This is a genomic window from Pseudomonas sp. GW821-FHT09A09, from assembly GCF_059418405.1.
In genome coordinates this window covers 144,859-156,765 of sequence record NZ_JBWKPU010000012.1, presented here as the reverse complement: position 1 = coordinate 156,765, position 11,907 = coordinate 144,859, and the positions used below count along the sequence as shown (strand labels likewise).

The 11,907-nt window shown below is 59.6% G+C and carries 12 protein-coding genes; 7 read left to right on the top strand and 5 right to left on the bottom strand.

Translation table 11 applies throughout. The features are described 5' to 3' along the window. The first annotated feature begins 5 nt into the window (after positions 1-5). Both argJ and AC07OV_RS13285 read left to right on the top strand, forming a co-directional pair. Positions 6-1,223: a bifunctional glutamate N-acetyltransferase/amino-acid acetyltransferase ArgJ gene (gene argJ / locus AC07OV_RS13290; RefSeq protein WP_176994322.1), complete on the top strand. Its 1,218-nt coding sequence runs from the start codon at positions 6-8 to the stop codon at positions 1,221-1,223. Positions 1,224-1,236: 13 nt separating this feature from the next. Continuing rightward, entirely contained in the window at positions 1,237-2,181 is a 945-nt protein-coding gene (locus AC07OV_RS13285) for a Nudix family hydrolase (protein WP_176994321.1), read from the top strand. A 110-nt stretch (positions 2,182-2,291) separates the two neighbouring features. Here AC07OV_RS13285 and AC07OV_RS13280 read toward each other — a convergent pair whose 3' ends face one another. The 3 genes from AC07OV_RS13280 to AC07OV_RS13270 are packed head-to-tail and all read right to left on the bottom strand — an operon-like array spanning position 2,292 to position 5,873. Then, positions 2,292-2,870, bottom strand: a complete 579-nt coding sequence (locus tag AC07OV_RS13280; RefSeq protein ID WP_494997127.1) for a cob(I)yrinic acid a,c-diamide adenosyltransferase — start codon at positions 2,868-2,870, stop codon at positions 2,292-2,294. A gap of 2 nt (positions 2,871-2,872) precedes the next feature. Next, on the bottom strand, positions 2,873-4,909 hold the full coding sequence (locus AC07OV_RS13275; protein ID WP_176994319.1) for a sensor histidine kinase: 2,037 nt from the start codon (positions 4,907-4,909) through the stop codon (positions 2,873-2,875). Between the two features lie 46 nt (positions 4,910-4,955). Further along, entirely contained in the window at positions 4,956-5,873 is a 918-nt protein-coding gene (locus AC07OV_RS13270; RefSeq protein ID WP_495092375.1) for a putative 2-dehydropantoate 2-reductase, read from the bottom strand. A 123-nt stretch (positions 5,874-5,996) separates the two neighbouring features. Here AC07OV_RS13270 and AC07OV_RS13265 point away from each other — a divergent pair, with 123 nt between their 5' ends. Together AC07OV_RS13265 and AC07OV_RS13260 are read left to right on the top strand one after the other, a co-directional pair. Continuing rightward, positions 5,997-6,482 (top strand): YajQ family cyclic di-GMP-binding protein, encoded by a 486-nt coding sequence (locus AC07OV_RS13265; protein WP_010208088.1) that lies wholly within the window; start codon positions 5,997-5,999, stop codon positions 6,480-6,482. A 136-nt stretch (positions 6,483-6,618) separates the two neighbouring features. Further along, the gene (locus AC07OV_RS13260) at positions 6,619-7,461 is read left to right on the top strand and encodes a mechanosensitive ion channel family protein (protein WP_176994317.1); all 843 of its coding nucleotides are present in this window, start codon (positions 6,619-6,621) and stop codon (positions 7,459-7,461) included. A 191-nt stretch (positions 7,462-7,652) separates the two neighbouring features. Here the strand turns inward: AC07OV_RS13260 and AC07OV_RS13255 are convergent, their stop codons facing one another. After that, entirely contained in the window at positions 7,653-8,924 is a 1,272-nt protein-coding gene (locus tag AC07OV_RS13255; protein WP_178921789.1) for an OprD family porin, read from the bottom strand. Positions 8,925-9,678: 754 nt separating this feature from the next. Here AC07OV_RS13255 and AC07OV_RS13250 point away from each other — a divergent pair. Beyond that, complete coding sequence (locus AC07OV_RS13250; RefSeq protein ID WP_495092374.1) at positions 9,679-10,104, top strand: HIT domain-containing protein; 426 nt, start codon at positions 9,679-9,681, stop codon at positions 10,102-10,104. 16 nt (positions 10,105-10,120) lie between these two features. After that, a complete protein-coding gene (locus AC07OV_RS13245; RefSeq protein ID WP_015885618.1) occupies positions 10,121-10,327 on the top strand; it encodes a SlyX family protein in 207 nt (68 codons plus the stop codon). A gap of 80 nt (positions 10,328-10,407) precedes the next feature. Here AC07OV_RS13245 and AC07OV_RS13240 read toward each other — a convergent pair whose 3' ends face one another. Beyond that, positions 10,408-11,010: a cold-shock protein gene (locus AC07OV_RS13240; protein ID WP_495092373.1), complete on the bottom strand. Its 603-nt coding sequence runs from the start codon at positions 11,008-11,010 to the stop codon at positions 10,408-10,410. A gap of 417 nt (positions 11,011-11,427) precedes the next feature. Here AC07OV_RS13240 and AC07OV_RS13235 point away from each other — a divergent pair, with 417 nt between their 5' ends. Beyond that, positions 11,428-11,901, top strand: a complete 474-nt coding sequence (locus AC07OV_RS13235) for a Dps family protein (RefSeq protein WP_176994313.1) — start codon at positions 11,428-11,430, stop codon at positions 11,899-11,901. Positions 11,902-11,907 lie beyond the last annotated feature (6 nt).

The window sequence follows — 11,907 nt, the reverse complement described above, 5'->3', positions numbered from 1 at the left end:
CATTCATGGCTGTTGGTCTTGGTCCTTTGCCCACATTGCACCCGGTTGCCGGTTTTGAACTCGGTATCGCTTCGGCCGGCATCAAGCGCCCGGGGCGCAAGGATGTGGTGGTGATGCGCTGTGCCGAAGGTTCAACCGTCGCTGGCGTGTTCACCCTCAATGCGTTCTGCGCAGCGCCGGTGATCCTGGCCAAGCAGCGTGTAGCCGGCAACATTCGTTACCTGCTGACCAACACTGGTAATGCCAACGCCGGTACCGGCGAGCCAGGCCTGGTGGCCGCTGCGCGCACCTGCGCCAAGCTGGCCCAACTGACGGGCGTGGATGCCAGCCAAGTGCTGCCGTACTCCACCGGGGTGATCGGCGAGCCGTTGCCTGTCGAAAAAATCGAAGGTGCCCTGCAAGCCGCACTGGACGACCTGTCTGTGGATAACTGGGCTGCCGCTGCCACCGGCATCATGACCACCGACACCCTGCCAAAAGGCGCGAGCCGCCAGTTCGTGCACGACGGCGTGACCGTCACCGTGACCGGCATCAGCAAGGGCGCGGGCATGATCCGTCCGAACATGGCCACCATGCTCGGCTACATCGCCACCGACGCCAAAGTCTCCCGCGACGTGCTGCACAGCCTGATCCTGGACGGCGCCAACAAGTCGTTCAACCGCATCACCATCGATGGCGATACCTCCACCAACGACTGCTGCATGCTGATCGCCACCGGCCAGGCCAACCTGCCGGAAATCACCGAGGCCAGCGGCCCGCTGTTCGCCGCGTTGAAGCAGGCGGTATTTGAAGTGTGCATGGACGTGGCCCAGGCCATCGTGCGTGACGGCGAAGGCGCCACCAAGTTCGTCACCGTTGAAGTCAATGGCGGCGGCAACCACCAGGAATGCCTGGACGTGGGTTACACCGTGGCGCACTCGCCGCTGATCAAGACCGCGCTGTTCGCCTCCGACCCGAACTGGGGCCGTATCCTGGCAGCCGTCGGCCGTGCCGGCGTGCCGGACCTGGACGTGAGCAAGATCGACGTGTTCCTCAGCGGCGTGTGCATCGCCAGCCGTGGCGCCCGTGCCGAGACCTACACCGAAGCCCAGGGCTCGGCGGTGATGCAACAGGAAGAAATCACCATCCGCATCGAGTTGGGGCGCGGTGAGTGCAGCGAAACCATCTGGACCACCGACCTGTCCCACGAGTACGTGAAGATCAACGCGGAATACCGTACCTAAGAGGATAAGCGCGGTGAAACGAGTGCATGTAGCAGCAGCGGTGATCCGCGGTGTCGACGGCAGGATCCTGCTGGCGCGCCGCGCCGATACCCAGCATCAGGGCGGTCTCTGGGAGTTTCCCGGGGGCAAGGTGGAGGCCGACGAATCGGTCGAAACCGCACTGTCCCGCGAATTGCAGGAAGAGCTGGGCATCCAGGTCACCACGGCACGCCCGTTGATCAAAGTACAGCATGACTACCCGGACAAGCAGGTGTTGCTGGATGTGTGGGAAGTCTCGGCCTTTACCGGCGAACCCCATGGTGCCGAAGGGCAGCCGTTGGAATGGGTGGCGCCGCGAGACCTGATCAACTATGAATTCCCGGCTGCCAATGCACCGATCGTTGCAGCCGCGCGTTTGCCGGCCGAGTACTTGATCACGCCTGGCGAGCTGGAAACCCCCGCATTGTTGCGCGGTATCCAGAAAGCCATTGCTGGCGGCATCAAGCTGGTTCAACTGCGAGCGCCCAATGGCTACGACCCCAAGTACCGTGACCTGGCGGTGGATGCAGTGGGGCTGTGCGCAGGCAAGGCGCAATTGATGCTCAAAGGGCCATTTGAATGGTTGGGGGATTTCCCCTCGGCGGGCTGGCACATGACCTCGGCACAACTGCGCAAATACGCGAGCAAAGGCCGGCCGCTGCCCAAGGACCGCTGGTTGGCGGCTTCTTGCCACAACGCTGAAGAACTGGCGCTGGCCGAGTTGATGGACGTGGATTTTGTCACCCTGTCACCGGTGCAACCGACCCAGACTCATCCTGACGCGCAGCCGTTGGGTTGGGAGCAGGCGGCGCAGTTGATCAGTGGGTTCAGCAAGCCGGTGTTTCTGCTGGGTGGGGTGGGGCCGGCTGAGCGGGAGCAGGCTTGGGACGCTGGGGCTCAGGGTGTGGCTGGCATTCGGGCGTTTTGGCCTGAGGTTTGATGCGGCCTTAACGACGCCATCGCCGGCAAGCCGGCTCCTACAGTTGAAATGCATTCCCCTGTAGGAGCCGGCTTGCCGGCGATGGCGCCAGACCAGTCAACACACAATCCTCAGTGGGGCTTGGCCGCCGCCTGCCACAACACCTCCGCCACACCCTGGCGCCGGGCAATCACCCGCGCTGCGACAAACAGCAAATCCGACAGCCGATTGATATACGCCAACCCCACGCCTTCCAACGGTTCCACCGCATTCAACTGCTGACACCGCCGCTCTGCACTGCGCGCCAGGCTGCGGCATACATGAGCTTGGGCGATCAGCGCCGAACCACCGGGCAGGATGAAGTTTTCCAGCGGCCCCACTTCCTCATTCCAGCGGTCAATCGCTGCTTCCAGCCGATCCACTTCCGCCGCGTTCAACGCCTTGTACACCGGCATCGCCAGCTCACCGCCCAGGTCGAACAAACGATGCTGGCACGGCGTAAGCACTTCGATCACATCCTTCAGTTCCGGGTGCTTGCCGCTCTGTTCTTCCAGGTTGGCCAGCAGCAACCCCAACTGACTGTTCAGCGTATCGACCTCGCCAATGGCCTCCACCCGTGGGTGGTCCTTGGGCACGCGGCGGCCATCGCCCAGGCCGGTTTCGCCCTTGTCGCCGGTACGGGTATAGATCTTCGACAGGCGAAAGCCCATGGTCAGTGCTCCAGTTGGGTAAGTTCGTAAGGGGGCAGTTGGCTGCCGGCCAGGGGCAGACGCAGGGTAAAGCACGTGCCCTGGCCCGGCGTGGAGTGCACTTCCATCTGGCCCTTGTGGTTGTTGGTGATGATGAAGTACGACACCGACAGCCCAAGCCCGGTGCCCTGGCCTATCTCCTTGGTGGTGAAGAACGGCTCGAAGGTGCGCTTGCGCACGTTTTCACTCATGCCGATGCCGTTGTCTTCCACCTGGATCTCCGCCCACGGAGGGTTGAGGCGGGTGCGCAGGATGATGCGCCCCGGCTCGCTGTCGTCTTCGCGCAGGTGGATCGCTTGGGCGGCGTTTTTCAGCAGGTTGAGCAGCACCTGTTCCAATTCGTTGGCGGTGCCGGGCACGGGGCCCAGTTGCGGGTCGAACTGGCGAATGATCGCCTGGCCCTTGAAGTCGAAACCGATGGTCAGGTCGAAGTCGTTACCGGCGATCTCCACTGCCTGGTCAATCAGCGCGGGCAGGTCGCACGGCGCCATCTGCCGGTTGCTGCGCCGGCTGAAACTGAGCATGTGGGTAACGATCTTTGCTGCCCGTGCACCGGCTTGCTGGATGCCATCGAGCAACTGCGGCACCTCACGGCTTTGCAGGTAGCGGTTGACGGTGTCCAGCTCGATGCCGGCTTGTTCGGCGTGCTCCAGGTTCTTGGGCAAATCGGGGGACAGACGGCGGCGGATGTTCTGCACGTTGTGCAGGATTGCGCCCAGCGGGTTGTTGATCTCGTGGGCCATGCCGGCGGCGAGGCCACCGACCGAGAGCATTTTTTCCGACTGCACCATCATTTCTTCCAGGGACAGGCGCTGGGTGATGTCGTCGATGCGGATCACCACGCCGCGCCCGGCGCCGCCCATCAGCGGGTAGAAGGTCAGGGCGTAATGCTTGGGTTCATCGTCCTTGACCCAAGTGACGCGCTCGATGCGTTCCACCGTGTGTTGTTCGACGGTGGCCTTGATTTGCGGCAGATAGGGCTTGAGCGGTTGGAAGGCCAGGAAAATCGGCTGGTTCAGCGCTTCATCCAGGCGCGTACCAGAAAGCGCGCTGGCTTCCTGGTTCCATTGGGTCACGTAGAGCTGCTCGTCCAGGGCGATCAGCGCCGAGGGCATCGAGTCGATGATGCTGTTGAGGTAGTTCTGGAAGCCGGTGAGTTTTTTCTCGATCTTGCTGCGCACCTGGACTTCCAGTTCCAGCTTGCGGTTGGTGTGGCGGGTTTCTTCTGCCAAGCCCTGAGCCTGATCGTAGGCGGCCTGGGAGTCATCACGGGCGCGCTTGAGCTGTTGCTCGCGGGCTTCAATGCGCGAGAGCATGGTATTGAAGGCTTCGGCCAGGCTGCCGATTTCGTCGTGGTTGCCACGGCCGGCGCGCAGGGCGTAGTTCTCTTCGCGGGTGACCTGGCGCGACAGTTCCTCCAGTTCATGGATCGGCCGGGTGATCAGGCGCTTGATTTGCCGGGCGATGATCAGCCACAGCAACACGCTGAAAATCAGGATGCCCAAGCTGGCGGTCAAGGTGCCGGTATAGAAGGCCACCGGCAGCTCACTGCTGGCCACCAGCAGCAAGTGTCCGGAAGGCTGGCCGGCGCGGGGTAGGGTAATGACTTGGTTGCTGCGAAATTCGGTGACGCGCCAGGCTTCGATATGCCGGTAGTTGTCCGGCAGGTGCAGGCGATCGCCGTGTTGCATCTGCGCCAGGCGGTTGCCTTCGCCGTCGTACAGCGCCGCGGCGCGCAACGGTGAATAGCTGGTCAGCTCGTTGAGCAGGGCATCGGCCTTGGCGGGGGATTCGAGGGCTTCGGCGGCGAGGGCCGGGTTGGACACCAGCCGACCAATGGCCTGGAGGGCCTGGGGGGCCATGCTTTCCTGGGAGATCCAGTAGGCCGCACTGATGAACGTCAGGTTGGCCACCAGCAGCACGGTGGTGAGCAGCACCAGTAAGGCGGCCAGCAGTTTCTGCCCGACCGGTAGGTTTTCTAGACGCTGGCGCAGTGGCATCAGGTTTTTCGCAGGCAATAGACAAGTGGGCAGGGTAGCGCGTGGTTCAGTCGCTGGGCAATCCGCGTGCGAGCAACTGCTCGACCAGGCGGGCTTGCACCTGTTGCAGATGCGGCAGGACCAATTGATGGCGAGCCGCCGCGAGGCAGGCGTACCCCAGCAGGTAGCTGATTTCGGTGCGCCGGGCGTTGGCCACGTCCTGATACATCGAGGAGTAATTGGCGGCGGTGGCCTGGATCACCCGTTCCACTTCGCTGTGCAGACCCCGGGCGGCTTCGGGTTGGCCGCAGCATTCCAGCAGCTCGGCCAGCTCCGCACACAGGGTGGCCACCTCGCACTGGTGGGCTTGCAAGCCGCCGTTGCGGCATTGGTACAACACGGTCAGCGGGTTGATGGCGCAATTGAGGGCCAGTTTGCGCCACAGACGGGTGAGGATGTCGGTGCTCCATTCGTGGGGGATACCAGCCGCGCTCAAGTCGTCGAGCAGCAGCGGCGGTGTTGGGTGCGCAACATCGCCCAGCCAGGTATAACCGTGACCGGCGAACACCACGCGCCAGTCGCCGTCGCGAAACGCGCCTTCGGTGCTGGACGCGAAAATGCAGCGGGCCTGGGGCAACTGGGCCGCCACTGCGTCCTGGCTGCCGAGGCCGTTTTGCAGCAGGATCAGTTCGGCGTCCGGTACAAGCCGGTGCTGCAGTTGTGCGACGGCGCTTTGGGCGTCGTAGGCTTTGCACGCCACCAGCAGGCGATGAATCGGCCCAGGGCTGTCAGGTGTTTCGCCGATTACCGGGTAGGTGTGCGAGACGCTTTGTTCCACCAGGGTCAGGCCTTCTCCCGCCTGGTAGCTGGCCAGGCGCGCTTCATCGCGCAGGATCAACCGGACGGGCACGCCCGCACGGGCCAGGCGTGTGGCCCAGAGTGTGCCCAGGCTGCCTGCGCCGAGAATGTGCCAGGTGGTCGACATCTGTTTGTGCTCCGTTGGGTCGCCCACGATGAACGGGGCGAAAGAACCGCTATAATGCCCCGGCATTTTAGCTCGGGCGCGCTCCATCTCTACTGAGCCCGCCCCTTATATTGGAGAAATGACATGCCTTCGTTCGACGTGGTATCCGAACTGGACAAACACGAAGTCACCAACGCCGTCGAGAACGCCGTCAAGGAACTGGACCGTCGCTATGACTTGAAAGGCAAGGGCAGCTTCGAGTTCAAGGAAAAGGAACTGACTGTCAACCTGACCGCTGAAGCCGATTTCCAGCTGGAAGCGATGATCGAAATCCTCAAGCTGTCCCTGGTCAAGCGCAAGATCGATGCGCAATGCCTTGAAATCAAGGACGCCTACGCCTCCGGCAAGCTGATGAAGCAGGAAGCCATCCTCAAGGAAGGCATTGATAAAGAGCTGGCGAAAAAGATCGTTGCCCACATCAAGGATGCCAAGCTGAAGGTTCAGGCCGCTATCCAGGGTGAGCAAGTACGTGTCACCGGCAAGAAGCGTGACGACCTGCAAGAAGCAATCGCTGCCTTGCGTGCCAAGACCTTCGACATGCCGCTGCAGTTCAATAACTTCCGCGACTGATGGCCATTTGGGGAACCTGAGGACGTTTTTGGCGTCCCACGCCCCAGAGCCATTGCCTACTCTTGAGCCCTACGGGGCTCAATTGCATTTTTGGGCGCCTGAAAATACCGAACGTCCGCTAGACAGGAGAATGTAGATGGATTTGAACGCTGAAGTGGATCACTTGATCAAGACCTCAGAGTCGTGGATCCCGATGATCATGGAATACGGCAGCCGGTTTTTGCTGGCGGTGATCACCCTGGCCATCGGCTGGTGGCTGATCAACGTATTGACTCACCGCGTGGGGCGTTTGCTCGCCCTGCGCAATGCAGACCTGGCGCTGCAACACTTCATCACCAGCCTGGCGAACATTGCGCTGAAGGTCATGCTGGTGGTCAACGTGGCGTCGATGATCGGCGTGGCGACCACCTCGTTCGTTGCCGCGATCGGTGCCGCCACCTTGGCCATTGGCTTGGCCTTGCAAGGCAGCCTGGCGAACTTCGCCGGTGGCGTGCTGATTCTGTTGTTCCGCCCATTCCGCATTGGTGACTGGATCGAAGCCCAGGGCACGTCGGGTACCGTCGACAGCATCCAGATCTTCCACACCGTGTTGCGCACCGGTGACAACAAGACGGTGATCATCCCCAACGGCAGCTTGTCCAACGGCTTGATCACCAACACCAACCGTCAGCCGACTCGTAAAGTGGTGTTCGACGTGGGCGTGGACTATGACGCCGACCTTCAGAAAGCCCGTGAAGTGCTGCTGGAACTGGCCAAAGACCCACGCGTACTGGCCGACCCGGCTGCGGTGGCGGTGGTTTCGACACTGGGTGACAGCTCGATCACGGTCTCCCTGCGCTGCTGGACCAAAACTCCAGATTACTGGGATGTAGTGTTCATGCTGAATGAACTTGCACGTGACCGCTTGAAGGCCGCCGGGATTGATATTCCATTTCCACAGCGGGTTATTCGAGTGATGCAGGAAAGTGTTACGAAGTAACTAAGTGCAAGGGCCTCGAACTTGGCCAAAAGGTCAGGTTCGAGGTCGACGGGTTAATCTCGTTAGTTAGCTTGCTAGTTATTTTTCGATTGAAATAAAACGGCAATAAAAAAGCCGCCCCCTTGTTTGCAAGGGGGCGGCTTTTTATTTAAGGCCGAAGCCTTAAGCCATCGTTGTAATCAAACTGCCAATTACAAGATGTTCAGCGGGTATTGCGCGATCAGACGCAGTTCGTCGATAGACGCCGAACCGTAGTAAACGCCGTCAGACGAACGATAGGTCGCTTGACGTACGCGCAGGCTCAGGTCTTTGGCTGGGCCGCTCTGGATCACGTATTTGGCTTCGATGTCGCGTTCCCACTCTTTGCCATTCGAGGTGTCGGCGGTGTTGGCGCCGGTACCTTTCACGTAACGAGTCATGAAGCTCAGGCCTGGCACGCCGAAGGTGGCCATGTTCAGGTCGTAGCGAGCCTGGAACGATTTCTCGTCTTCAGCGTTGAAGTCGGAACGGGCGATGGAGTTGGCCAGGAAGATCGTGCCGCCGCCGTCTACGCCGTAGCCGTAGTCACCGTCGCCGCTGACTTTCTGGTAGGCCAGGGTGAAGGTGTGAGCCTGGATGGTGTACGCGCCTTGCAGGCTGTATGCACGGTTATCCAGTTTGGTGGTGCCGTCTTTTTCTGCGCGTTGCAGGCCGGCGCCATCGCTCTTGGTGCTGTAGATGTTGAAGTCAACGGCCAGGGACTGGTCGTTGCTCAGCGCGTGAGTCCAGTTCAGGTTGGCGTAGGTTTTCTTCCAGTAGTCTTCGGTCTTCGCGTAGTACAGGCTGGCGCTGACTTCCGGCGTCAGGGCATAGACACCACCGATGAAGTCGGTTTTGGTCAGGCCCAGGCTGTCACGGTAAGTCTGTGCTTGTGCCACGCTGGAAGTGAAGTGACCGCCTTCCAGTTTCAGGCCTTTGATTTCGTTGCTGGTGATCGAGATACCTTGTGGCAGCTCTGGCAGCAAACGGCTGTCATCGGAAGCGAAGACAGGAGCGGTGGTGTATTGGTCGCCCACTTTCAGCACGGTATCGGAGATGCGGAACTTAACAGCGCCGCCGCCTTTGGAGTAATCGTCTTGTGCGCGACCGTCCGAACCGGTAGGGAACAGGCCAGTGCCCGAGCGACCCTTGCCGCTGTCCAGTTTCACGCCCAGCAGGCCGATGACGTCAACACCGACACCGATGGTGCCTTGGGTGTAGCCCGACTGGAACAGGCCGTTGAAGCCCAGGCCGGTTTCGTTGACGCGGCTTTTGCCGGTGTCGTTGTTACGGAAGTCGCGACCAAAGTTCAGGAGGCGAGTGTTGATGCTGAACGTGCTGTCTTCAACAAAGCCCTTGGAATCGTCCTGGGCGGACGCCATTGCGAACTGCGAGGTGCCTGCTGAAACAGCCAGGGCGATCATGCTCCACTTCATCACGCGCATCGTGATTTGCTCCTTTGGTTTTAGGAAGAGTACTGCCGTCCCACCTGTATTTTTATCTGGGCGGCTCTTTCTTTTTTGTGTCGGCGCAAAGTTATATCACGCAGACTCTATTGACGATACTTACCCATCTATCCTTTCAGCTTCTTTACGAGGCTGTCGTAAATTGCTAGCTCCATGTCGCAAATTCACAGTCCGAGTGTCACCGGACTGACAACTTCAATACTGTTTCCAAACCTGTTTTAAAGTTTGAATCCATCCTTGATACACATTGAAACGCCACTGTTTTTATCGCGAAACACCTGCTTCCTGGCGGGTGTCGTTGCCGACGATATGGGGGTGAATGCAACAAGCGTGCACAAACCGGTAACTGAATGTCATTTTTTCGTGAAAAACGTTACGACAGTGTAAAAACCGCATAAGCACGGGCTTTTTACGCCGTTTGGTTTGGGCTTGACGCCCAGGTGCTTCACCTGTTTGGGAACGCACAAAACCTGCCTGAGACAAAAATGTTACCGGTTCACCCTCATGAGTGGGTACTTGGCGGATCCCTTTGAGGCACAGGTGGGTCATTTTGGTGCGTCCCGTTGAGGCCCGGTTTAGCGTAGCTCAATTATCGGACTGCCTCGAAAGGGTGCAGTTTTTTTGTCGTGCCAGGGCCAAACGCTGCCTGCGTAGCATGCATTCGTCGTGAAGCGCTGGGCATTCGCGGGTATGCTGGGCCCCTGAAACTGACCTGCCGAACGGAGTGCCCGTGGTGTTCGCCCTAGATCAACGCCTGCAACAAGACACACTGGTCATCGGGGACTTCCCGCTGTGCCGCCTGCTGCTGTCCAATGATTCGAACTACCCATGGTTCATCCTGGTCCCGCGCATCAACGGTATCAGCGAAGTGTTTCAACTGGATGTCGCCGATCAACAAACGTTGTGGCAGGAAACGACCGCCTTGGCGCAATGGCTCAACGAAGGCTGGGTGGCCGACAAGATGAACATTGGCGCGCTGGGTAACGTCGTGAGCCAGTTGCACGTGCACGTGATCGTGCGCAAACGCGATGACGCCGCCTGGCCTGCGCCGGTGTGGGGCAAGCATCCGGCTCAGCCGTACACAGAGGACCAAGTGGCGGCGATTCGCGCGCGCTTGCGTGAGTTGTTACCGGCCGACTTCATCTTTTCCCAAGCTTGAACTGCAGGACTGACTTATGGATTTGCAAGACCGTGTGACGGATCTGGAAAGCCGCCTGGCCTTTCAGGACGACACCATCGAGACCCTCAATGACATCCTCGTCACCCAGCAGCGGGCGGTCGAACGCCTGCAACTGCAGATGACCGCGCTGTTGAAACGCCAGGAAGAAATGGGTGGCCAGTTCGAAACCTCCGAAGAAGAGGCACCGCCGCCTCACTATTAATGAAGTCGACATTAATAGCAGGCATTAAAAAACCGCGATCCAGCTGGGCTGGGTCGCGGTTTTTTTGTGACGGGAAGCAATCAGCGACGCGGCAGTGCCGCGATCACGTCTTCGGCTTGCAGACCCTTGTCACGGTTCATGACGGAGAACTCCACGCGCTGGCCTTCGACCAGGACGCGGTGGCCTTCGCCACGGATGGCCCGGAAGTGGACGAAGATGTCGTCGCCCGAATCGCGGGAAATAAAGCCGAAGCCTTTGGAGGTGTTGAACCACTTGACGGTCCCGGTATCCCGGTTGGTCATGTCGTAGGTTTGCGACGCAGCGGCAGGGGACGAACGATAGAAGCTGATGGCCAGGTGAAGAATGATGGCGACCACAGCAATCACCAGGCTGAGCAGGATAGCCGGATGGCCGCCTACTTCAGGCATCGGTGCCAGAAGGGTGAGGGTTTGTACGACAACGGTGAGCACCAGCAGCGCGCTGACCAGGTTTTGCAGTTGATGACGCGTGCCTTTGTTCCAGTAAGGAATTACCGGTGCCAGCGTCAGGTTAAGAAGGCCGAACAAGGCCAGGTACAGGGCGTCGTGTTGTTCCAGATACGGCAGGCTTTCAGGCTGCAGGCTCGGGATAAAGGACAGCAGCAAAGCTGCAACGCCCGTTAGCAGGTGGACGATTTTCAACATTTTGATTAACTCACGTTAAGACGGATCACAAGGAAGAGCTGACTGGCACGGTTCGCTTCTGAACAATGGGAGGCGTTGAGCACGTGCGCGGGTATCAGCCTATGTGACGTGCCGCAGAACGATAACGGCAGCCACACGCCGCCTATTTAACAGCAAAGGCTGTGCCTACTCAAATCAAGCATTTCGGGGTGTTACGGCGGGTGGGGCATTTCTGCGTCAAACACTTGTCCTAGACAGGTGCGTGCTTTTCGACGCGCTTTTGGCGATGTTTCCTACATGGTGAGGAGCACCGTCATTCCTAAGCGTGGGCGATTTGTCGCATCCTGGACCAAGGCCTTGGGCTGCATGCCGCCTGCACTCTTGCTAGAGTGGTCCTGCACCTGATCAATGAATGCTCGTCAATTGAAGGGGAAAAACATGGCAATCGATATTGGTATCAGTGAACAAGACCGTAAATCCATCGTCGATGGGCTCTCACGGCTGCTGTCCGATACCTATGTACTGTATTTGAAGACCCACAACTTTCACTGGAACGTCACGGGCCCCATGTTTCGCACGCTGCACTTGATGTTTGAAGAGCAGTACAACGAACTGGCGCTGGCCGTGGACTCCATTGCCGAGCGTATCCGCGCCCTGGGTTTCCCGGCGCCGGGCGCTTATTCGATCTATGCCCGTCTGTCTTCGATCAAGGAAGAAGAAGGCGTGCCCAGTGCCGAGGAGATGATCAAGCAGTTGGTTGCGGGCCAGGAGGCGGTCACGCGCACCGCACGGGGCATCTTCCCGCTGCTCGACAAGGTCAGCGATGAGCCGACGGCCGACCTGTTGACCCAGCGCATGCAGGTTCACGAGAAAACCGCGTGGATGCTGCGTTCTCTGCTCGAGAATCAGTAACCCTAC